This is a genomic window from Caldovatus sediminis (assembly GCF_014644455.1).
Classification (GTDB): Bacteria; Pseudomonadota; Alphaproteobacteria; order Acetobacterales; family Acetobacteraceae; genus Caldovatus; species Caldovatus sediminis.
In genome coordinates, this window is record NZ_BMKS01000001.1 from 597,358 (window position 1) to 618,334 (window position 20,977).

Genomic DNA, 20,977 nt, shown 5'->3' on the forward strand with positions numbered 1-20,977 from the left:
GCGGCGGCCATGAACATCTCCGAGCTCTGCATCCGCCGCCCGGTCATGACCGGGCTGCTCATGGTCGCCGCCGTCGTCGCCGGCATCCTCGGCTACCTCCGCCTGCCGGTGGCGGCGGTGCCGCGGGTGGATTTCCCGGTCATCACCGTCTTCGCCACCCTCCCCGGGGCGAGCCCGGAGACCATGGCGACCTCGGTCGCACTGCCGCTCGAGCGCGAGTTCTCGACCATCGCCGGGCTCGAGTCGATGACCTCCAACAACGGGCAGGACACGACCCAGCTCACGCTGCAGTTCGCGCTCGGCCGCAACATCGACGCCGCGGCGCAGGACGTCCAGGCGGCGCTGGCGCGCGCGCAGCGGCGCCTGCCGGCGGAGATGACGACCCCGCCGAGCTACCGCAAGGTAAACCCGGCGGACGCGCCGGTGCTGCTGCTGACGCTGTCCACCAACGGCGACGTGCCGCTCTACCGGCTGAACGACATCGCGACCACCATCATCGGCCCGGCGCTCTCCCGCGTGCCGGGGGTGGCGCAGGTGCAGGTGTTCGGCGAGCAGCTCTACGCGGTGCGGGTGCGGCTCGACCCCGACCGGATCGCCGCCATGGGGCTCGCCTTCGACCATGTGCAGCAGCAGGTGATCCAGGCGAACTCCAACGCCCCGGTCGGCCTGCTGCAGGGCGAGCGCCAGCAGCTCACGCTGCGCGCCAACGACCAGCCGCAGAACGCCGAGGAGTTCGGCCGCCTGGTCGTGGCCGGGCGCGCCAACGCCCCGGTCCGCCTGAACGAGATCGCCGAGGTGGTGGACGGGGTGCAGAACCAGCGCGTCGCGGCCTGGCGCGACGGCAGCCGCGCCCTGGTACTCGCGGTGATGCGCCAGCCGGACGCCAACACGGTCGAGGTGGTGGACGGCGTGCGCGCCAGCCTCCCCGCACTCGCCGAGGCGATCCCGCCGGGGGCCACGCTCGGCGTCATGCTCGACCGCTCGCAGTCCATCCGCGCCGCGGTGCACGACGTGCAGGAGCACCTGGTGATCGCCATTGGCCTGGTGCTGCTGGTGATCTTCCTCTTCCTGCGCCGGCTGAGCGCGACGCTGATCCCGGCCGTGGCGGTGCCGATCAGCCTCTGCGTCACCTTCGGGCTGATGTCCGTGCTCGGCTACGGCATTGACAACGTCACGCTGCTCGGCCTGACCATCGCCGTCGGCCTCGTGGTGGACGACGCGATCGTGGTGCTCGAGGCGATCATGCGCCGCATGGAGGAGGGCATGGGCCCGGTCCAGGCGGCGATCCGGGGCGCGCGGGAGATCGGCTTCACCGTGCTCTCGATCACCCTGTCGCTGATCGCGGTGTTTCTGCCGATCCTGCTGATGGGCGGCGTGGTGGGGCGGGTGTTCAACGCCTTCGCCGCCACCGTCTCGCTCGCCGTCGCCGCCTCCTGCGTCGTCTCGCTGACGCTGACGCCGCTGATGGCGTCGCGGCTCAAGCCGCACCGCGGCGCCGGCTCGGCGCTCGAGCGCGGGCTGGAGCGCGGCTTCCTGCTGGTGGAGCGGGGCTACGCCTGGCTGCTCGACAAGGCGCTCCGCTTCCGCGGCACGGTGTGGGCGGTGTTCCTCGCCTCCGCGGTCGGCGCCGCGTGGCTGGCGGTCGCCATCCCCAAGGGCTTCTTCCCGATCGAGGACACCGGCCTGCTCGTCGTCAACACCGAGGGGCCGCGCGGCGTCTCGGTCGAGGGCATGGCGGAGATGCAGAACCGCACCGCGGAGATCCTGCGCGCCTCGCCGCACGTGACCTCGGTGGTGTCGAGCATCGGCGTCAGCATCAGCAGCGCCTCGATCAACCAGGGGCGGCTGTTCGTGGAGCTGAAGCCGCGGGGCGAGCGGCCGCCGATGCAGGAGGTGATCCAGGACCTGCGCCGGAAGACGAACGTCGTCCCGGGCCTGCGCGTGTTCATCAACCCGATCCAGAACATCAGCTTCGGCGCGCGGCCGACCCGCACCCTCTACGTCTACACCGTCCAGGGCTTGCGGCTGGACGAGCTCTACGAGTGGGCGCAGCGGCTGGAGCGGCGCCTGTCGGCGCTGCCGCAGCTCCAGGACGTCAACACCGACCTGCAGCTCGACGCGCCGGTCGTGCTGGTCAACGTCGACCGCGACCGCGCCGCGGCGCTCGGCGTCTCGCAGGACCAGGTCCGGCAGGCGCTCTACTCCGCCTTCGGCTCGCGGCAGATCTCGACGATCTACGGCCAGGCCAACGCCTATCCGGTGATCCTCGAGGCGCTGCCCGAGGACCAGCGGGACGAGACGGGCCTCGCCAAGCTGCACCTGCGCAGCAGCACCGGCCGCCTCGTGCCGCTCTCCGCCGTGGCCACGATCGAGCGCCGCTCTGGCCCGCTCACCGTCGGGCACCAGGGCCAGCTCCCGGCGGTGACCATCGGCTTCAACACCGCGCCCGGCGTCTCGCTCGGCGACGCGGTGGCGGCGATCCGCGCGGTGGAGCGCGAGGCGGGCATCCCGCCGACCATCGTGACCGGCTTCGCCGGCACCGCGCAGATCTTCGAGCAGGCGCTGGCGGGCCAGGGGCTGCTGATCCTCGCCGCGGTGCTGATCATGTACCTGGTGCTCGGCGTGCTGTACGAGAGCCTGGTCCATCCGCTGACCATCCTCTCCGGCCTGCCGGCGGCGGCGCTCGGGGCGCTCGCCACGCTCTGGCTGTTCGGCATGGACCTCTCGGTGATCGCGGTGATCGGCGTGCTGCTGCTGATCGGGCTGGTCAAGAAGAACGCGATCATGGTGGTGGACGTCGCGCTCGCCCGCCAGCGGCGGGGCGAGGACGCGCTCTCGGCGGTGCGCCACGCCTCGCTGCTGCGCTTCCGCCCGATCATGATGACGACGCTCGCCGCCGGCGCCGGCGCGGTGCCGATCGCGATGGGCTGGGGCGCGGCGGCGGAGCTGCGCCAGCCGCTCGGCATCGCCGTGGTGGGCGGGCTGGCCGTGAGCCAGGCGCTGACGCTGTTCGTCACCCCGGTGCTCTACCTCGCCTTCGACCGGCTGGCGCAGCGCTTCTCCCGCGAGCGGGAGCTGGTCGGGGCCGGGCAGGCGACGATGCCGGCGGAGTAGAGCGCGCGCAGACCCCTGGTCGCGCGCGGCGGCGGCGGATAGGCTCGCGCCGCATGGCCTTGCGGGGGGATCGGGTGCAGCGGGCATTCCACGCGCGCGCCGCGCGGCGGCGCACGGGGCGGCGATGAGCGGCGAATCGTCCGCGCTGGCCGCCGACTACGTCGTGGTCGGCGCCGGCTCGGCGGGCTGCGCCGTGGCGGCGCGGCTGTCGGAGGACCCCTCCGTCCGCGTGCTGCTGCTGGAGGCCGGCGCGCGCGACCGGAACCTCTGGCTGCACATCCCCCTCGGCTACGGCAGGACGATGTTCCACCCGACGCTGTCGTGGAACCTCGAGACCGAGCCGGAGCCGGAGCTGGAGGGCCGCCGCATCCCCTGGCCGCGCGGCCGCGTCCTCGGCGGCTCCTCGGCGATCAACGGGCTGATCTACATCCGCGGCCAGGCCGAGGACTACGACCACTGGCGCCAGCTCGGCTGCACCGGCTGGTCCTTCGAGGACGTGCTGCCCTACTTCCGGCGCGCCGAGGACCAGGAGCGCGGCGCCGACGCGCTGCACGGCGCCGGCGGCCCGCTCGGCGTCAGCGACCTGCGCGACCGGGGCCCGCTCGCCCGCGCCTTCATCGAGGCCGCGGTCGAGCTCGGCCTGCCGCGCAACGACGACTTCAACGGCCCGAGCCAGGAAGGCGCCGGCTTCTACCAGGTGACGGCGCGCAACGGCTGGCGCTGCTCGGCCGCGACCGCCTACCTCAGGCCGGCGCGCGGGCGGCCCAACCTGCGCGTCGAGACCGGGGCGCAGGCGACGCGCCTCCTGTTCGAGGGCAGGCGCGCCGTCGGCGTCGCCTTCCGCCAGGGCGGCGCGCTGCGCGAGGCGCGGGCGGCGCGCGAGGTGATCCTCTGCGGCGGCGCCATCGCCTCGCCGCAGCTCCTGCTGCTCTCCGGCATCGGTCCGGCGGAGGAGCTGGCCGCGCTCGGCATCCCCGTCGTGCACGACCTGCCCCAGGTCGGGCGCAACCTGCAGGACCACTTCCAGGCGCGCATGGTCTTTCGCTGCCGCCGGCGCGGCGTCACGCTCAACGACCGCATGGCGAGCCTGCGCGGCCGGGCGGGGATGGCGCTCGAATTCGCGCTGTTCCGGCGCGGCATGCTGACGATCAGCGCCGGCACGGCGGGCCTCTTCGCGCGCGTGCTGCCGGGCAGCGCGACGCCGGACGTGCAGTACCACTTCATCCCCTTCAGCGCCGACGGGCCGGGACGGTCGCTGCATCCCTTCCCCGGCTTCACGATCAGCGTCTGCCAGCTCCGCCCGGAGAGCCGGGGCACGATCACGCTCGCCTCGCCCGACCCCTCGGTGCCGGCGCGCATCCGCGCCAACTACCTCGCCACCGAGACCGACCGGCGCTGCATCGTCGAGGGGCTGAAGCTGACGCGCCGCCTCGCCGCGACCCGCGCCATGGCGCCCTTCGTCGAGACCGAGCACCTGCCCGGCCCGGGGGCGGAGGGCGAGGAGGCGCTGCTCGCCCACGCCCGGCGCACGGGGACGACGATCTTCCACCCCTCCGGCACCTGCCGCATGGGCTCCGACCCGGCCTCGGTGGTGGACACGGAGCTGCGCCTGCGCGGGATCGCGGGGCTGCGCGTGGCCGATGCCTCGATCATGCCGACCGTGGTCTCGGGCAACACCAACGCGGCCTGCATCATGATCGGCGAGAAGGCCGCCGACCTGATCCGCGCCGCGGCGCGGGCGCACCCCGCCCTCGCCGCCTGAGCGCCGGGCCGGCCGAGGCGTGGCGTCGCGCCGGGAAGGGACGGAAATCGTGCCGGCCGGTTCAGGCTGCGCCGGCGCGGGGCGGTGCAGGGAGGACCGACCGATGACGGCCTGCCGCGCCGCTCGCTTCCGGGTGAGGCCGGGGCGCGAGCAGGCCTTCATCGCGCCGCCCGGCCTGCGCCGGCGACGCCCCGGACGAGCCGTCGCCGGCCGGCGTCCGGGCGCCCGCCGCGGCGTCAGGCGGTCCAGCGCTTGGCGTCGCGGCCGGCGCCGTTCTGCACCGGCATCAAGTGCACCGGGCGGCAGACCGTGATCTGGCCGCCGCGCGCCTGGAATTCCGCCACCATGCGGCGGACCTCCGCTTCGGTCGGCGGCGCCAGGCCGGGCACCGGCCGGGTCCGCGGGTGGGCCCAGGCGGAGCGGGCCGCCGATGCGCCGCGGCGCGGCTTCGCCGGCCCGGCGGCGGCCCTGCTGGCGTCAGCCTGCGCCGCCAGCCCCTGCCGGTCCGGCGCGGCGCGCGAAGTTCCCTTTCCCGGCTCGGGCCCCGCAACCGCGGCACCCGGGCCGACGCGTTCGTCCCGTTCCATGTGGCTCGCCCCCTGAGCGATCCCCTAATCGTATGCTGGGGTAAACGCCTGACATCTGGAAGCGATCGCCCCCGACCGCAGCAGCGGCGAGTCACTTTTCTGCCACTCTGTGTCGTTCTGGACACATCGGCGCTGGCAGGGATGCGCGCCGGCCGCGTCCGCGCGCGTTCAGCGGCGCAGCGCGCGCAGCAGGAACGGCGCCAGCAGCAGGGCCGGAACCGCGGCGGCGGCGGCGAAGGTCGCACGGAACGCGGCCAGGAAGGCCGCCTGCGGCTCGGCCCCGGGGACCGCCAGCGCCGCCGCCTCCACCGCATCGAACAGCAGGCTGAGCAGCGAGGCGGCGCAGACCACGCCGAGGGTCCGCGTCAGCATCGCCAGGCTTCCGGCCACGCCGCGGTCCTCGCGCCGCATGGCGGCGCTGATCATCTCGGCGCAGGTCACCTGGAACAGCCCCATGCCGCCGCCCTGGGCGAACAGGGAGAGCACCAGCAGGGGCATGCCGGTCGCCGCGTCCCACAGCGCGATCAGCGCCAGGCCGCCGGCGGCCAGCGCCAGCCCGGCGACGGCGACCGGGAGCGGCGCCGCGAGCCGCGCCAGCGCCCAGCCGCCGAGCGGCGAGGCGAGCACCGCGCCGAGCGGCCCGGCCGCGAGCACGAGGCCGGCGAGCCACGCCGGCAGGGCGGCGACGCGGACGAGGAAGAACGGCACCACCAGCAGCACCGCGAAGCCGGCGAAGTTCACCAGCGCGTTCGCCGCGTTCACCAGGGCGAAGTCGCCCCGCCCGAACAGCGAGAGGTCCATGATCGGGTTCGCGGCGCGCCGGCTGCGCCGCAGGAATCCCCCGAGCGCCGCGAGCGCGGCGGCCACCAGGGCCGCCGCCTGCCACTCCCCCGCGGCGAGGCGCCGCGCCTGGTTCACCGCGAGCAGCGCCGTCCCCACCGCGAGGGCGAGCAGCGCCGCGCCGGCGAGGTCGAAGGACCCGCGCCGCTCCGGCCGCGGCGCCGCGGGCTGGCCGGCGAGCATCAGCAGCGCGGCGGCGGCGATCGGCGCGCGGAACCAGAACACCGCCTCCCAGCCGAAGGCGTGCACGAGCGCGCCGCCGAGCGAGGGCCCGAGCGCCCCGCCGAGCGCGATGACCAGCAGATAGGCGCCGAGGGCGCGGCTGCGCATCGCCTCCGGGAAGGTCAGCGTCGCCAGCGCCGGGCCGCAGCTCAGCACCAGCGCCGCGCCGATGCCCTGCAGCACGCGCGCGGCGAGCAGCAGCCCGTAGCTCGGCGCGTGCGCGCAGAGCAGGTAGGCGACGACGCTGACCGCGAGGCCCCAGCGGAACACGGCGCGGTGGCCGAGCAGGTCGCCGAGCCGTCCGATCCCGAGCATCAGGCTGCCATAGGTCAGCACGTAGCAGACGATCACCCACTGGATCGCCGGCAGCGGCAGGCCGAAATGCGCGGTGATGGCCGGAAAGGCGATGTTCACCGCGCTGTCGAGCGGCACGATGAGGCTGCCGAGGCCGAGCGGCGCGAGCCGCAACCAGGCGCGCGGCGGCATGTCGCCGGCGGTCCGCGGCGGTCGGCGCTAGCGGGCGCCGCCGCGCGACGCGGCGATCGGCACCGCCGCGGCGCGACGCCTCCGTGCCGGCGCGCGGGGCGCGATGGTGCGGTCGGGGCCGGCGCGAAAGCGTTCCACGCGCCGCAGGATACGCGCGGGGCGCCCGGCCTCAAGCATCGGCGCGCGGGGCGCCGCCGCCGGCGCTTGCGGCGCGCCCGGCGCTGCCCGAGGATGCCGCCCGTCCGCCGCCCCGCCCGCGCGGGTGGTGGGTCGCGGAGGGTGCTGGAGAGGGATGCCGCGGGCATGCTGGCCGCGTCGGGGAGTGGCGCGGCAGGGCGCGCCGATCGGGGCATGCGGGCGGCGGCGCGCGCCGTGTCCGCTCCTGACGGCCTGGCGACCGACGAGGGGCGATGCCCGCTCCGCGCGCGACCGGGCCGCTGCTGATCGCCGTCGGCCGGATGCGCGCCGCCGCCGCGGCTCCGGAGGCGGCGCTGTTCGCGCGGTACAACGCGCGGCTGCGGCCGCCGCTGCGTCCGGTCGAGATCGCCGAGGCCCCCGCGGGAGCGGGCCCGGCCGAGCGGCGGCGGCGCGAGGGCGCGGCGCTGCTCGCGGCGCTGCCGGAGGGCGCGCTCGCCGTCGCCCTCGACCTCAGCGGCGAGGCGCCCGGCAGTGAGGGCCTCGCGGCGCTGACGGCGCGCTGGGCGGAGTCCGGCCGGCCGCTCGCCTTCCTGATCGGCGGGGCGGACGGGCTGGACCCGGCGGTGCTGGCGCGCGCCGACCACGTGCTGTCGCTCGGCCCCTTCACCTGGCCGCACCTGCTGGTGCGCGCGCTGCTCGCCGAGCAGCTCTACCGCGCGCAGGCGATCCAGGCCGGGCATCCCTACCATCGCGGATGGCGGCCCGCCTGACCGGGGCGGGAGGGTCCCGGCGCGCGGTGCCGGCGGTCCGCGCGCACCCCGGCGGCGCAGGCGGCGAGGGCGACGGCGCCGTCCCGCCATCGCCCTTGAAGCGCCGCCCGCGCCTTGGCATGCCTCCGCCCCCGCCGGGATCAGGACAGAGGGAACCATGCAGGAGGTGTTGACGGCCGCGGACGCCGCAAAGGGATCGCTGCGCGCGCGCGCCGCGCGGCTGGTCGTCTCGACGCCGTTCCAGCGCGCGGTGATCGGGCTGATCCTGCTCAACGCCGTCACCCTTGGCCTCGAGACCTCGGAGCGCCTGATGGCCTCCGATCTCGGCGCGTGGCTGATGGCAGCGGACAGCGTGCTGCTCTGGCTGTTCACGCTGGAGATCGCACTGCGGATCTTCGCCTTCCGTGGCCGCTTCTTCCGCGACCCGTGGGGTCTGTTCGACCTCCTCGTGGTCGGCATCGCCTGGGTGCCGGCTGCGGGGCCCTTCGCGGTGCTGCGCGCGCTGCGCGTGCTGCGGGTGCTGCGCCTCATCAGCGTCATGCCGCGGCTGAGGCTGGTGGTCGAGGCGATGCTGCACGCCCTGCCCGGCATGGGCAGCATCGTGCTGCTGATGGCGCTGCTGTTCTACGTCTTCGCCGTGATGGCGACGAAGCTCTTCGGCGCCATCCTGCCCGAGCGCTTCGGCACGCTGGGATCGAGCCTGTTCACCCTGTTCCAGCTGATGACGCTGGAGTCCTGGGCCGAGGCGAACGTGCGGCCGATCCTCGAGCACCAGCCCCTGGCCTGGATGTTCTTCGTCCCCTTCATCCTGGTCGCCACCTTCGTGGTGCTCAACCTGTTCATCGGCGTGATCGTGGACAGCATCCAGACCCTCCGCGAGCAGCGCGAGAGCGCGGACGCGCGGGTGGCCCTGGCGGCGACGGACGCGGCGGCGTCCGCGGCCCACGCCGACGCGCTGCTGCTGCTGCGCGAGATCCGGGCGTTGCGCGAGGAGGTGGCGGCGCTCCGGGCCGCCGGAATCGCCGGCACGACCGCCCCGCGCGGCGGCTGATCCCGGTCGCGGCCAGGTCGGCCCCGCCACCGCTCTCCGGACGCCGGGCGCGGGCCCCGGATTGCCCGGCTTCGCCAGAGGGGCGGCCGGCCGCATGCAGGTCGCGGTGTTGCCGGTGCGGGGCGCCCGGCCTAGTCAGGGCGCGCGTCCCGCCCGATCCGAGCCGGAGTGAGCCCGTCCGATGCCCGATGCACGCCGCCCCCGTCCGGTCATGCTCGTCGTCCTCGACGGATGGGGCTGGCGGGAGGAGCGCGCGGACAACGCCGTGCGCCTCGCCCGCACGCCGAATTTCGACGCGCTGTGGGAGTCCTGTCCGCGCGGCCTCCTGCGCACCTCGGGCCTCGATGTCGGGCTGCCGGAGGGGCAGATGGGCAACTCCGAGGTCGGCCACCTCAACCTCGGCGCCGGGCGCGTGGTCATGCAGGACCTGCCGCGGATCGACGCGGCGGTGGCGGACGGCTCGATCGGGTCGCTGCCGGCGCTGACCGATCTGATCGCGAAGCTGAAGGCCTCCGGCGGCACCTGCCACCTGATGGGCCTGGTCTCGCCCGGCGGCGTGCACAGCCACCAGGACCACGCCGTGGCGCTGGCCCGCGCGCTCTCCGCGGCCGGCGTCCCGGTCGCGCTGCACGCCTTCACCGACGGGCGCGACACGCCGCCGCGCGCCGCGCCGGCGTATCTGCGCAGGCTCCTCGCCGACCTCGCCCCGCTGCCCGGCGTCCGCGTCGCCACCGTGATCGGGCGCTACTACGCGATGGACCGCGACAGGCGCTGGGACCGCACGGAGAAGGCCTACCGCGCCATGGCCGAGGGCGAGGGCGAGGCGCGCGCCGCCGACCCGGTCGCCGCGGTCGAGGCCGCGCACGCGCGCGACGTCAGCGACGAATTCGTCCCCGCCACCGTCATCGGCGACTACAGGGGGATGCGCGACGGCGACGGGCTGCTCTGCTTCAACTTCCGCGCCGACCGGGTGCGGCAGATCCTCGCCGCGCTGCTCGACCCGGGCTTCGCGGGCTTCGCCCGCCCGCGGACGGTCCGCTTCGCCGCCGCCGCCGGCATGACGGAGTACTCCGCCGAGCTGAACGCCTTCCTCGCCACCCTCTTCCCGCCGCAGCCGATGCACGACATCCTCGGCGAGATCGTCGCGCGCGCCGGCCTCGCCCAGCTCCGCGCCGCGGAGACCGAGAAGTACCCGCACGTCACCTACTTCCTGAACGGCGGGCGCGAGGAGCCCTTCCCCGGCGAGGACCGCATCCTCGTCCCCTCGCCCAAGGTCGCGACCTACGACCTGAAGCCCGAGATGTCGGCGCCGGAGCTGACGGAGCGCGTCGTCGCGGCGATCGGCTCCGGCAAGTACGACCTGATCGTGCTGAACTACGCCAATCCCGACATGGTGGGCCACACCGGCAGCCTGCCGGCGGCGATCGCCGCCTGCGAGGCGGTGGACGCCGGGCTCGGCCGCATCGCGGAGGCGATCCGCGCCGCCGGCGGCGCGCTGCTCGTCACCGCCGACCACGGCAATGCCGAGCTCATGCGCGACCCGGAGACCGGCGGCCCGCACACCGCGCACACGACCAATCCGGTGCCGGTGCTGCTCCTCGGCGGTCCGCCGGGGGTGGCGCTCGCGCCGGAGGGGCGGCTCGCCGACGTCGCGCCGACCCTGCTCGCCCTTCTCGGGCTGCCGCAGCCCGCGGCGATGACGGGGCGGTCGCTGCTGCGCGGCGGTCCGGCCCGGACGGGCTAGAGCCGATCGCGGACGGCTGGGAACGGCCGGGAGCGTGAATCGGCTCGGCACACGACGGGCTGGAGCCGCTGCAGCGAGCACAGCCGAGCGAAAACGGCTCTAAAGCGCGCCGGCCGGCGCCGCGCGCGGCGGTTCAGCGCGGCGCCGGCGCCGCATCGTCCGGCGCGTGGGCGAAGGCGATCCGCAGCTGCACCCGCGGGCGGAGGAAGGCCGGCACCACCGCCGAGACCCGCGCCCTGACCGGCTGTCCCGGAAGGGCGAGGCGATCGAGCGCCGCCGCATCCTCCGGCGGCAGCCGGCCGAGCGGCTGCCCCTCGGCGGTCCAGACCTCGATCTCCGGCGCGATGGCCCCCTCGCCGGGGCGGAAGTCGGCGTGGCCGCGCCGCCGTAGGCGCAGCTCCGCGCCGGCGCGGAGCGCGGCCACCGCCCGGGGCGCGGCGGAGGCGGCGAGGCCGGCGACGAAGCTGTCGAGTTCCGCCACCGCCACGGGCCTGTCCGGATCGGGGCGATGCGCCTCGCGGGCGTCGTCGGGGCGAAGGATGGCGGGGCGATGGGGGCGCGGCGGCTCCTCGATGTCTGGCGAACGGGAGTGAGGCATAAGGGGCGTCTCCCTCCGATGCTGAAATGGAAATCCTCTATATTTCCCCTGGCCCACGCCGGGCGTCGGCCCAGATTTAAGGTAAAAACCCAGAATGGTAACTAATACAGGAACGGCATCAGCGGAATGACGGGCCGATTGCAGAACGGTTAAATCGTGCTATCGGCGATGCCGATCGAAATTCTCCATCGGCAGGACGATCTAGCCGATGCGACATCCTCCCGCATCTGACGATGCCTTGAGCCGAGCAGGCCGGTTGGCCGCCGCGGGCCACCGGCATTCGTTCCGGGGAAGGGCCAATCCGGCATTGCGGGCGGCGCCCGGCGGTCGCACTCTCCGCCCGATGGGGGCGGCGATCAGGGGTCGAGCCGGCCAGAACGCGGCGGCGGAACGCCCGGGCGCGCGGCGCGCCGGCGGCGGGGCGGCCTCGGCGGGCCTGGCGCTGGCCGCGGCGGCGGCGCTGCCGGTCCTGGTCTCCGCGCCGTCCTGGCCCGGCTCCGCCGTCGCCCAGCCGTCCTCGGCGCCACCGGGGCCGGCCGCGCTGCGCGACGCCCGCCGCGCCGCGGAGGCGGACGGCGAGGCGGCCGAAGCCGCCGCCGCCGCCGTCCGCGCGGCGGCGGAGGAGGAGCGCCGCCTCGCCGCGCGTCGCATCGCCGCCGCCCGGCTGGTGCAGGACGCCGAGCGCCGGCTCGACGCGGCGGAGCAGCGCTGGCGCGCCGCCCGCGCCGCCCAGGCCGAGGCGGCGACCGAGGCGCGGCGCCGCGTCGCCGCCCTCGCCCCCCTGGTCCCCCTGATGCGGCGCCTGGCGCTGTGGCCGGTCGAGACGCTGCTCGTCCTGCCCGCGGCCGAGCCGGCGGAGGCGCTGCAGGGCGCGGTGGTGCTGCACGGCATTGCCCGTCGCCTGCGTGCCGAGGCGCAGGCGCTGCGGGCGGCGGAGGAGGCTGCGGCGCAGGCGGGCCGGGCCGCCGCGGCCGAGGCGGCGAGTCTCGCCGGGCTGCGCGACGCGGCGGCGGCGGCCGCCCGCGCCCTCGACGCCGAGCTCGCGGCGGCGCAGGCGCGGCGCGCCGAGGCCCTCGACGCCGAGGCCCGTGCCCTGCAGCGGGCGCAGGCGAGCGCGGCGCGCGCGGCCGACCTCGCGGAGATGCTCGCCCGGCTCGAACAGGAGCAGGCGCGCGCGGGTGCGCGGACCGCCGCGCGGACGCCGCCCTCGCGCGCCGCCGCCCTTGCGGCGCGGCAGGGCGCCGCCTCGGTGGTCGCCGGACGCCTGCTGCGCCGTTTCGGCGAGCCCGGCGAGGCCGGGCCGGCCCGCGGCCTCACCCTGGCCGCCCCGGGCGGCGCGCGGGTGGTGAGCCCGTGCGCCGGGCGCGTGGTGTTCGGCGGCCCCTTCCGCTCCTATGGTCGCGTGCTGATTGTGGAGTGTGGTCCGGGCACCCATCTGGTGCTGGCGGGGCTTGCCCGGCTGGACGCCGCGGTCGGCGCCCGGCTGCGGGCCGGCGAGCCGGTCGGCGTGCTCGGCGGCGGCCGCGGCGAGGACGGGACCCTGTACCTGGAACTGCGCCGCCGCGGCGAGCCCGTAGACCCGTTGCCCTGGCTCGCCGCCGGCGGACGGGACTGACCCGACCGGCGGCCCGGGACGGGAAGGCGGAAACCGTCCTCCTGGCCGGGCGAGATGGGCCGGGAGCGATCCGCCCGGCTGCGTATCGCGACTGCGCGGCCGGGCGAAAGATGTGGCATAGTGCTATCTAGGAGAGGACAGGGCTCGTCGGCGCGGGAGGCGGGTCACGCATCGAGGCACCAGGGAGTGCATGCGCGTATGAAGAAGGCTCGAGCGGCTGCCGCGGTGACGGCTGCGTTTGCCGCAGGCGTGGTGGTGGGGCCGCTGGTGGCGGCCTGGGCGCAGGAGAGCGGCGGGCGGGCCGAGACCTACCGGCTCCTCAACCTGTTCGGCGACGTCTTCGAGCGTGTCCGCGCCGAGTACGTCGAGCCGGTCAACGATCGCGAGGTGATCGAGAACGCGATCAACGGGATGCTGACCGGGCTCGATCCCCATTCGAGCTACCTCAACGCGCGCACCTACCGCGACATGCAGGTGCAGACGCGCGGCGAGTTCGGCGGCCTCGGCATCGAGGTCACGCAGGAGGGCGGCTACATCAAGGTCATCTCGCCGATCGACGACACGCCGGCAGCCCGCGCCGGGGTTCGCGCCGGCGACCTGATCACCCACCTCAACGGCAGCACCGTGCAGGGCATGACCCTGCAGGAGGCGGTCGAGCAGATGCGCGGCGAGCGCGGCACCTCGATCCGCATCACGATCCGCCGCGAGGGCGCCGAGCGGCCGATCGAGCTGACCATCACCCGCGACGTCATCCGCCCGCAGGTGGTGCGGTACCGGCTCGAGGGGAACGACATCGCCTACATCCGGCTGTCCAGCTTCAACGAGCAGACCGGCGCGCGGCTGCGCGAGGCGATGACGCGGCTGCGCCAGCAGGCCGGCAGCAACCTCCGCGGCCTCGTCCTCGACCTGCGCAACAACCCGGGCGGGCTGCTCGACCAGGCGGTCCAGGTGGCCGACGACTTCCTCGAGCAGGGCGAGATCGTCTCCACCCGCGCCCGCCGCGCCGAGGAGGCGCAGCGCTGGAACGCCAAGCCCGGCGACATCGCCCAGGGCCTGCCGATGGTCGTGCTGATCAACGCCGGCAGCGCCAGCGCCTCCGAGATCGTGGCCGGGGCGCTGCAGGACCACCGCCGGGCCATCGTCCTCGGCGTCAAGTCCTTCGGCAAGGGCAGCGTGCAGACGGTGATGCCGATCCCCGGCAACGGCGCGATCCGCCTGACCACGGCGCGCTACTACACGCCCTCCGGACGGTCCATCCAGGCCACCGGCATCGAGCCCGACATCGAGGTGCACGCGAGCCGCGAGCAGGCCGAGGCCGGCATCCCGCGCGAGCGCGAGGCCGACCTGCGCCGCGCGCTGCGCAACGAGGGCCGCGCGCAGCAGCCGCAGGCCGCGCCAGCGCTGCCGCCGCTGAACCTCCCGGCGGGCCTCGCCGAGCGGGTAGCGCGCCTGCCCCCCGAGGGCGCGCCGGCCTTCGACGCCGCCAAGCCGGAGACGGACCACCAGCTGCAGCAGGCGCTGCAGCTGCTCCGCGGCCTCGCCGCCGTGCAGTCCGCGCCGGGCCAGCCGATGCAGCGCCGCGCCGCGCGATAGAGCGGATCGCGGACGGCCGGAATCAGCCGGGCGCGTGGATCGGCTCGGCAGGCAACGAGCTAGAGCCGTGCAGCGGGCACAGCCGAGCGAAACCGGCTCCAGCGGTGCCATGGCGCGCGGCCGCGCCGCCGCCGTGCCTCGGCTGCGCGGGCCGCCGCCCCGGCGGACCCGCGACCCGGCCGGCCCGTTCCCGACCGGGCGAAGTGGGAGCAGAGTGCGTGCCCTTGACTTCGCGGTCCCATGACGGGGGGCTGCGGCGGTGCCGGACGCCGCTGCCGCCGCCCCGCGCGCGCCCGACGGTGCCGTCGCATGACGGCGACCGCGGTCCGAGCATGGTCGCGGGGGCCTCGCGGTGAGCGCCGCGCGGCGCCGGACCGGTCCGGGGTGGCGCGCCCTCGGCGTGTTCTGGGGCGTCGTCGCGCTGCTCGTGCTCGGCGTGACGGGCGGTCTCGCCTGGCTCGGACCGCCGCCCGTCGTCGGGTCGGCGGCGGTCGGCGAGATCGCCGGCGCGGCCCCCGGGGCTGGAGCCGGTGGCGCGCGGGCGTTCTCGCCGGTAGGCGGCCCGGCGCCGTTCGCGGAGGCGCCGCAGGATGCCGCCGGGCGCGACGGGGCCGGTGCCCCGCTCCCGGCGACCCGCGAGGCGGCCGGGGAGCGTCCCCGCACGGCGCCGGACGCCGGAACCGTGTCGCCGCCCGGCGATCGGGCGGGCGCAGGCACCTGGCCGCCACCGGCGCCGGAGCCGCCGCCGCTTGCCAGCGTCGCGGCGGTCTCCGCCCCGGCGGCTCGGCCGATGCAGGGTGCGCCGCGCCCCATCCCGCCGCCCGACCCGGCGCTGCTCGAGGAACGCGCCGGCGGCACCCGGCTGCCACGCATCGGGCCGGACGGGCGGACCTCGTTCCGCGCCTACGCCCACGCGGCGTTCGACCGCGCCGACACCCGCCCGCGGGTGGCCGTCGTCGTCGCCGGGATCGGCCTCTCGGCGAGCAACACCGAGGAGGCGATCCGGCGCCTTCCGCCGGCCGTCACCCTGGCGCTGAACCCCTACGCCCAGCGGCTCGGGCAGGCGGCGGAGCGGGCGCGGGAGCGCGGGATGGAGACGCTGATCGCCGTGCCGATGGAATCCTCCGGCTATCCCCTGACCGACCCGGGCGACCGGGCGCTGCTCACCGGCGCCTCGCTGGCGGAGAACCTGCATCGGCTGGACTGGGTGCTGGCGCGCGGCGCCGGCTATGTCGGGGTGCTGGGCGGGCTCGGCCCGCTGCGCGGGGAGCGCTTCGCGCAGCTCGCCGAACTCCTCGGCCCGGTGCAGGACGTGCTGTGCGCGCGCGGTCTGCTCTATGTGGACGCCCGCCCCGGCGCGCCGCACCCGTCGCGCGCCTGGGGACGCACGGTGGACGTGATCCTGGACGAGCCGGCGACGCGCGGCGAGATCGAGCGCCGCCTTGGGGAGCTGGAGCGCCTGGCGCGCGAGCGGGGCAGCGCTCTCGGCCTGGCGGGCGACCCCGCGCCCGTGCTGGTCGAACGGCTGGCCGCCTGGGCGGCGGGGCTCGATGCGCGCGGCGTGGCGCTGGCGCCGGTGACCGCGGTGATCCGCCGCCCGGCGAGTGCCCGCTGCGAGGGGGAGGCGCCACCCGGCGGCGGGGTCGCGCCGGCCGCGGCGCGCCGCTGAGGATCGGTGCGGCGATGACGCGCGACCTGCCCTATCGCGACAACGTCGGTGCCGTGCTGTTCAACCGCGACGGCCTCGTCCTCGTCGCGCGCCGCGCCGACCTGCCGAATGCCGAGGGGGCCGCCGGCGGCTGGCAGCTGCCGCAGGGCGGCATGGATCCCGGCGAGGACCCGCGCGTCGCGGTGCTGCGCGAGCTCGCCGAGGAGATCGGCACCGACAAGGCGGAGATCCTCGCCGAGCACGACACCTGGCTGACCTACGACCTGCCGCCCGAGCTGGTCGGCAAGGCGCTGGGCGGGCGGTACCGCGGCCAGCGGCAGCGCTGGTTCGCGCTGCGCTTCCTCGGCGAGGATTCGGACATCCGGCTCGACGCCGACCCGCATCCGGAGTTCGACGCCTGGCGCTGGGTGCCGATCGAGGAGCTGCCCGGCCTCGCGGTGAACTTCAAGCGCCCGATCTACGAGGAGCTGGTGCGGGCCTTCGCGCGCTTCGCCAGGCGCGGCGCGCAGGCGGGCTGAGCCGCCTTCGCGCGGCCCGCGCCGGCCGCGACGGCGCCGGGCGGATTCGCGCCGCGATCTGCCCCAAGGGGCAGCGGATGCGGCGACCGGCGAGGGCGGGTGCGGCTCCCGGGCTTTCATCCTGGCAAGCGAGGCCGGAGCGTTCAGGACCGCCGATTCCGCTTGTGGCTCCCGACCTTCGCCGCTTGCCCGCCGGCATTGCCCGGTCTCGGCCTGGCCTCGGGAATCCAGACGAAGATTCCTTCGCCGCATCCGAGCCGCTGCGCCCGGAGGACGATCACGGCCGCACCTGCGACGACCCCCGCCTCGCCGAGCGCGTCGCCTGGCTGACGGCGGCGATCCGCGCCCGCCGCGCGCTGCACCTGCTCTACGGCGGGTCCTGGCGCGTGGTGCATCCGCCCGCGGTCGGGCGGACCTCGCGCGGCAAGACCGTCCTGCTCGCCTGGCAGACCGCCGGCCTCGGCCGCTCCGGCGAGCACGAGGGCTGGCGCATGTTCGACGTCGCCCGCATCGCCGCCGCCGAGGAGCTGCGCGCGACCTTCACCCCGCGCCCCCGCACCCCGCGCGCCGGCGAGGCCTGGACGCCCGGCATCAGGCGGCCGATCTCCGCGCTCCGAGCCCCGGCGCCGCCGGGCTTCGCCCCGCGCCCCGCGCGTGGCAGGCTGCGCGCCGCCGCGCCGTGAAGGAGGGCGCGTCTCCATGCCCGAAGGCCGTCTCTTCCTCGGCACCCGCCGCTACTCGTCCTGGAGCCTGCGCGGCTGGCTCTGCGTGCGCCTCGCCGGCCTCGACGTCGAGGAGGTGGTGCTGCCGCTCGGCGCCGACGGCACGCCCGCGATCAGGGCCGCCACGCCCGGCGGCCTCGTCCCCTACCTCGAGCACCGCGGCGCGCGCGTGTGGGAGAGCATCGCCATCGCGGAGTACTGCGCCGAGCACAAGCCCGGCCTCTGGCCCGCCGACCCCGCCGCGCGCGCCCACGCCCGCAGCATCGCCGCCGAGATGCACGCGGGCTTCCGCGCGCTGCGCCAGGCGATGCCGATGAATCTCGGCCGCGAATTCCCGGGCGGCGGCCGCACGCCCGAGGCGCTCGCCGACATCGCGCGCATCGAGGCGATCTGGCGCGAGGCCCTCGCCGCCTCCGGCGGCCCCTTCCTGTTCGGGCGCGAATTCGGCCTCGCCGACGCGATGTTCGCCCCGGTCGTCACGCGCTTCCTCACCTGGCGGCCGGAGATCGCCCCCGCCACCCGCGCCTATGTCGAGGCCGTGCGCGCCCATCCGCTGGTCGAGGCCTGGTACGCGGCCGCGCTGGCGGAGCCCGCGGACTGGCTGCTCGACAAGTACGAGAACCCGCCGGGCGCGGCGCCGCAATGAGCACCGCCATCGCCCTCGACCATGTCGGCGTCGCCGCGCGCGACCTCGCGCCGCTCGCCGCCGCCTACGAGCGGCTCGGCTTCACCCTGACGCCGGTCGCGCAGCAGAGCGGGCGGCGGCGGCCCGACCTGCCGGTGGAGCGGTTCGGCAGCGGCAACCGCTGCGCCTTCCTCCGCCACGGCTATGTCGAGCTGATCGCGATCCTCGACCCCGCGCTCCACGACAACGGCCTCGGCGCCTGGATCGCCCGCTACGCCGGGATGCACATCCTGGCGCTGGCGATGGCGGACGAGCAGGCGAACCTGCAGCGCCTGCGGCGCGCCGGCGTGCCGGTCCCGGGTGTGGCCTACCTGGAGCGCCCGGTGGAGCAAGGCGGCCCGATCGCGCGCTTCGCCCGCCTGCCCTTCCCCGACGCGCCGGAGGGCCGCATCCAGCTCATCCGCCACCTGACGCCGGAGCTGGTCTGGCAGGACCGCTGGATGGACCACGCCAACGGCGCGGTGGCGCTGGAGGCGGCGATCCTCGTCTCCGACGCGCCGGCGGAGAGCGCGGCGCGGCTCTCGCGCCTCGCCGGCCTGCCGGTGGAGCCCGATCCCGCCGGCGGCTTCGTGCTGGTGCTGCCGGGCGCGGCCGGCGCGGCCGGGCCGCGCGCGCCGGCGATGGAGACCCGGGTGCGCATCCTTGCGCCGGAGGGCCTCGCGCGCGTGCTGCCGGGCGTGCCGCCGCCGGCCCTGCCGGGGATGGCGGGGATGGTGCTGCGCACCGCGGACGGCAACCGGGCGGCGCGGCGCCTGCTCGCCGGCCTGCCGGCGCGCGAGGCGCCGGAGGCGGCACCGGGCGGCGGGCTGCTGGTGCCGCCGGCGCTCGCCGGCGGGGCGGCAGTGGTCTTCGCGCCGGGATGAGCGCCGCCGCGATCGGCCGCAGCCTGCGCCTCTACTACGCGCCCGGCCGCGCGGCGCGGCTCGACGCCTTCCATGCGCGCTTCCTCGGCGCCGGCGACCTCGCCTTCGACGTCGGCGCACATGTCGGCGACCGCACGGCGAGCTTCCGCCGCCTCGGCGCCCGCGTCGTCGCGGTGGAGCCGCAGCCGCGCCTCGCGCGCCTGCTGCGCCTGCTGTTCGGGCGCGATCCCGGCGTGACGCTCGTGCCCGCGCTGCTCGGCGCGGCGGAAGGCGAGGCCGTCCTGCGCCTCAACACCGCCAACCCGACGGTCGCCACCGCCTCCGAGGCCTTCATCGCCGCCGCCTCCGGCGCGCCCGGCTGGGAGGGCCAGGCGTGGGACGCCGCCGTCGCGCGGCCCGTCACCACGCTCGACGCGCTGATCGCGGCGCATGGCGCGCCGGCCTTCGCCAAGATCGACGTCGAGGGCCAGGAGGCGGCGGTGCTCTCCGGCCTGTCGCGCCCGCTGCGCGCGCTCTCCTTCGAGTTCACCACCATCCAGCGCGGCGTGGCGCGGGACTGCCTCGGGCGGCTGGCCGCGCTCGGCTACCGCGCCTTCAACGCCTGCCTCGGCGAGGGGATGGAGTTCGCCCATGCCGCGCCGGTGGACGCGGCGGCGATGGCCTCCTGGATCGCCGCCCTGCCGCACGCCGCGAACAGCGGCGACGTGTACGCCAGCCTCGATCCGTGGCGGCTGCGCAGGGGGTGAGGCGGAACGCGCCGCCCCCCGGAGCCGCAGCCGCGGGCGCGGCCGGGCGGGAGCGGTCCTAGAGCCGATCGCGGACGGCCGGGAACGGCCGGGAGCGCGAATCGGCTCGACAGACAACGAGCGAGAGCCGTTGTCGCGGGCACAGGCGAGCGAAAACGGCTCTAGCGCGGCGCCCCGTCCGGCACCGGCGAGCCGCGGTTGGTCGTGCCGGAGGAGCGGCCCGAATCCACCGGCAGGGTGTGCCCGGTGATCCAGCGCGCCGCCGGCGAGGCGAGGAAGGCGACCGCCTCCGCCACGTCCCAGGCCGTGCCCTCGGTCTTGAGCAGCCCCATCTCGCGCCGGAAGCGCCGCAGCTCCTCCGACATGCCGCGCGCGGCGACCATCGGCGTGTACACGTAGCCCGGCGCCACCGCGTTGACGCGGATGCCCTCCGGCCCGTGGTGCGAGGCCATGGCGCGCGTCATCTGCACGATCGCGCCCTTGGTCGTCGGGTAGAGCAGCCCGGGATGCCCGCCCTGCAGGCCGGCGATCGAGGCGAGGTTGACGATCGCCCCGCCGCCCGCCTTGCGCATCTCCGGGATCGCGTACTTCGACATCAGCATGACCGAGGCGACGTTGACGCGCATGGCGTGGTCCCACGCCGCCGGGTCCACCTGCGTCGCATCGCCCGGCGGGCCGGAGATGCCGACGTTGTTGACCAGGATGTCAAGCCGGCCCCAGCGCGCGACCGCGGCCTCCACCGCGGCGCGGCACTGCTCCTCGTCGGCGACGTCGCAGATCCGCGTCGCGTACTCGCCGCCCTCGGCGGCGATCATGCGCGCGGTCGCCTCCATCCACTCCGGCTGGATGTCGGTCAGCAGCACCCTGGCGCCGCGGCGGGCGAGAAGGATGGAGATGGCGCGGCCGTTGCCGATGCCCTCGCCGCGCGAGCCGGCGCCGGTGACGATGGCGACCTTGCCGGTCAGGCGCGTGGCGTCCTGCGGGTGCTGGTAGGGCTGCGGCTCGGACATGGGGCCTCCTCCTGCGGCGATGGGCGATGGCGCGCGAAGACTGCGCCCGGCGCGCGGGCGCGTCCACCCGCCCCGCCCCCGGCCGTCCGCGGTCGCCGCCTAGCTGTCGCTGCCAAGGAGGTTGTCGCTGGTCAGTCGGCTGATGGGCGGCGTTGCGGCGAGCGCGGAGTGCGGCCTGAGGCTGTTGCGGCGGCAGAGCCAGGCGGGCATGGCGCGCGCCCTCTCGGCGGAGGTGTGGAAGGGG

The 20,977-nt window shown here is 76.2% G+C and carries 17 protein-coding genes; 13 read left to right on the forward strand and 4 right to left on the reverse strand.

Annotated elements, in window-relative coordinates:
• Positions 1–9: 9 nt before the first annotated feature.
• The gene (locus IEX99_RS02770) at positions 10–3,114 is read left to right on the forward strand and encodes an efflux RND transporter permease subunit (protein WP_188898165.1); all 3,105 of its coding nucleotides are present in this window, start codon (positions 10–12) and stop codon (positions 3,112–3,114) included.
• A 124-nt stretch (positions 3,115–3,238) separates the two neighbouring features.
• Positions 3,239–4,876, forward strand: a complete 1,638-nt coding sequence (locus IEX99_RS02775) for a GMC family oxidoreductase (RefSeq protein ID WP_188898167.1) — start codon at positions 3,239–3,241, stop codon at positions 4,874–4,876.
• A gap of 236 nt (positions 4,877–5,112) precedes the next feature.
• Here IEX99_RS02775 and IEX99_RS02780 read toward each other — a convergent pair whose 3' ends face one another.
• Positions 5,113–5,265, reverse strand: coding sequence for a hypothetical protein (locus tag IEX99_RS02780; RefSeq protein WP_188898169.1), 153 nt, complete (start codon positions 5,263–5,265; stop codon positions 5,113–5,115).
• Between the two features lie 366 nt (positions 5,266–5,631).
• A complete protein-coding gene (locus IEX99_RS02785) occupies positions 5,632–7,011 on the reverse strand; it encodes an MFS transporter (protein ID WP_188898171.1) in 1,380 nt (459 codons plus the stop codon).
• 410 nt (positions 7,012–7,421) lie between these two features.
• On the opposite strand from IEX99_RS02785, the gene IEX99_RS02790 reads away from it, so the two are divergent.
• The 3 genes from IEX99_RS02790 to gpmI all read left to right on the forward strand — a co-directional run bounded on the left by IEX99_RS02790 (position 7,422) and on the right by gpmI (position 10,714).
• Positions 7,422–7,919, forward strand: a complete 498-nt coding sequence (locus tag IEX99_RS02790; protein WP_188898173.1) for a 23S rRNA (pseudouridine(1915)-N(3))-methyltransferase RlmH — start codon at positions 7,422–7,424, stop codon at positions 7,917–7,919.
• Positions 7,920–8,076: 157 nt separating this feature from the next.
• The gene (locus IEX99_RS02795) at positions 8,077–8,970 is read left to right on the forward strand and encodes an ion transporter (RefSeq protein ID WP_188898175.1); all 894 of its coding nucleotides are present in this window, start codon (positions 8,077–8,079) and stop codon (positions 8,968–8,970) included.
• A 181-nt stretch (positions 8,971–9,151) separates the two neighbouring features.
• Positions 9,152–10,714: a 2,3-bisphosphoglycerate-independent phosphoglycerate mutase gene (gene gpmI / locus IEX99_RS02800; protein WP_188898177.1), complete on the forward strand. Its 1,563-nt coding sequence runs from the start codon at positions 9,152–9,154 to the stop codon at positions 10,712–10,714.
• 133 nt (positions 10,715–10,847) lie between these two features.
• Here gpmI and IEX99_RS02805 read toward each other — a convergent pair whose 3' ends face one another.
• A complete protein-coding gene (locus IEX99_RS02805) occupies positions 10,848–11,312 on the reverse strand; it encodes a hypothetical protein (RefSeq protein WP_188898179.1) in 465 nt (154 codons plus the stop codon).
• 343 nt (positions 11,313–11,655) lie between these two features.
• Between IEX99_RS02805 and IEX99_RS02810 the strand changes: the two genes are divergently transcribed.
• The 8 genes from IEX99_RS02810 (at position 11,656) to IEX99_RS02845 (ending at position 19,723) form a co-directional block, all read left to right on the forward strand.
• Positions 11,656–12,927 carry a murein hydrolase activator EnvC family protein gene (locus IEX99_RS02810; protein ID WP_188898181.1) on the forward strand — a complete coding sequence of 424 codons (1,272 nt, stop codon included), beginning with the start codon at positions 11,656–11,658 and terminating at the stop codon, positions 12,925–12,927.
• A 198-nt stretch (positions 12,928–13,125) separates the two neighbouring features.
• Entirely contained in the window at positions 13,126–14,520 is a 1,395-nt protein-coding gene (locus IEX99_RS02815) for a S41 family peptidase (RefSeq protein ID WP_188898183.1), read from the forward strand.
• A 790-nt stretch (positions 14,521–15,310) separates the two neighbouring features.
• On the forward strand, positions 15,311–16,189 hold the full coding sequence (locus IEX99_RS02820; protein ID WP_188898185.1) for a divergent polysaccharide deacetylase family protein: 879 nt from the start codon (positions 15,311–15,313) through the stop codon (positions 16,187–16,189).
• 14 nt (positions 16,190–16,203) lie between these two features.
• Complete coding sequence (locus IEX99_RS02825) at positions 16,204–16,707, forward strand: RNA pyrophosphohydrolase (protein WP_188898186.1); 504 nt, start codon at positions 16,204–16,206, stop codon at positions 16,705–16,707.
• A 185-nt stretch (positions 16,708–16,892) separates the two neighbouring features.
• On the forward strand, positions 16,893–17,390 hold the full coding sequence (locus IEX99_RS02830) for a WYL domain-containing protein (protein WP_188898188.1): 498 nt from the start codon (positions 16,893–16,895) through the stop codon (positions 17,388–17,390).
• Positions 17,391–17,406: 16 nt separating this feature from the next.
• Positions 17,407–18,075 carry a glutathione S-transferase gene (locus IEX99_RS02835; RefSeq protein WP_188898189.1) on the forward strand — a complete coding sequence of 223 codons (669 nt, stop codon included), beginning with the start codon at positions 17,407–17,409 and terminating at the stop codon, positions 18,073–18,075.
• Positions 18,072–18,977 carry a VOC family protein gene (locus IEX99_RS02840; RefSeq protein WP_188898191.1) on the forward strand — a complete coding sequence of 302 codons (906 nt, stop codon included), beginning with the start codon at positions 18,072–18,074 and terminating at the stop codon, positions 18,975–18,977. The genes IEX99_RS02835 and IEX99_RS02840 overlap by 4 nt, the downstream gene beginning before the upstream one ends.
• Entirely contained in the window at positions 18,974–19,723 is a 750-nt protein-coding gene (locus IEX99_RS02845; protein WP_188898193.1) for an FkbM family methyltransferase, read from the forward strand. Before IEX99_RS02840 ends, IEX99_RS02845 begins: the two co-directional genes overlap by 4 nt.
• A gap of 161 nt (positions 19,724–19,884) precedes the next feature.
• Here IEX99_RS02845 and IEX99_RS02850 read toward each other — a convergent pair whose 3' ends face one another.
• On the reverse strand, positions 19,885–20,733 hold the full coding sequence (locus IEX99_RS02850) for an SDR family NAD(P)-dependent oxidoreductase (protein WP_188898195.1): 849 nt from the start codon (positions 20,731–20,733) through the stop codon (positions 19,885–19,887).
• Between the last annotated feature and the right edge of the window lie 244 nt (positions 20,734–20,977).

What these genes read in the sequence shown, in the direction of transcription:
- IEX99_RS02770 (WP_188898165.1), top strand. Translation starts at nt 10, where the DNA reads ATGAACATCTCCGAGCTCTGCATCCGCCGCCCGGTCATGACCGGGCTG.
- IEX99_RS02775 (WP_188898167.1), top strand. Translation starts at nt 3,239, where the DNA reads ATGAGCGGCGAATCGTCCGCGCTGGCCGCCGACTACGTCGTGGTCGGC.
- IEX99_RS02785 (WP_188898171.1), bottom strand. Translation starts at nt 7,011, where the DNA reads ATGCCGCCGCGCGCCTGGTTGCGGCTCGCGCCGCTCGGCCTCGGCAGC.
- IEX99_RS02790 (WP_188898173.1), top strand. Translation starts at nt 7,422, where the DNA reads ATGCCCGCTCCGCGCGCGACCGGGCCGCTGCTGATCGCCGTCGGCCGG.
- IEX99_RS02795 (WP_188898175.1), top strand. Translation starts at nt 8,077, where the DNA reads ATGCAGGAGGTGTTGACGGCCGCGGACGCCGCAAAGGGATCGCTGCGC.
- gpmI (WP_188898177.1), top strand. Translation starts at nt 9,152, where the DNA reads ATGCCCGATGCACGCCGCCCCCGTCCGGTCATGCTCGTCGTCCTCGAC.
- IEX99_RS02805 (WP_188898179.1), bottom strand. Translation starts at nt 11,312, where the DNA reads ATGCCTCACTCCCGTTCGCCAGACATCGAGGAGCCGCCGCGCCCCCAT.
- IEX99_RS02810 (WP_188898181.1), top strand. Translation starts at nt 11,656, where the DNA reads ATGGGGGCGGCGATCAGGGGTCGAGCCGGCCAGAACGCGGCGGCGGAA.
- IEX99_RS02815 (WP_188898183.1), top strand. Translation starts at nt 13,126, where the DNA reads ATGAAGAAGGCTCGAGCGGCTGCCGCGGTGACGGCTGCGTTTGCCGCA.
- IEX99_RS02820 (WP_188898185.1), top strand. Translation starts at nt 15,311, where the DNA reads ATGCAGGGTGCGCCGCGCCCCATCCCGCCGCCCGACCCGGCGCTGCTC.
- IEX99_RS02825 (WP_188898186.1), top strand. Translation starts at nt 16,204, where the DNA reads ATGACGCGCGACCTGCCCTATCGCGACAACGTCGGTGCCGTGCTGTTC.
- IEX99_RS02835 (WP_188898189.1), top strand. Translation starts at nt 17,407, where the DNA reads ATGCCCGAAGGCCGTCTCTTCCTCGGCACCCGCCGCTACTCGTCCTGG.
- IEX99_RS02840 (WP_188898191.1), top strand. Translation starts at nt 18,072, where the DNA reads ATGAGCACCGCCATCGCCCTCGACCATGTCGGCGTCGCCGCGCGCGAC.
- IEX99_RS02845 (WP_188898193.1), top strand. Translation starts at nt 18,974, where the DNA reads ATGAGCGCCGCCGCGATCGGCCGCAGCCTGCGCCTCTACTACGCGCCC.
- IEX99_RS02850 (WP_188898195.1), bottom strand. Translation starts at nt 20,733, where the DNA reads ATGTCCGAGCCGCAGCCCTACCAGCACCCGCAGGACGCCACGCGCCTG.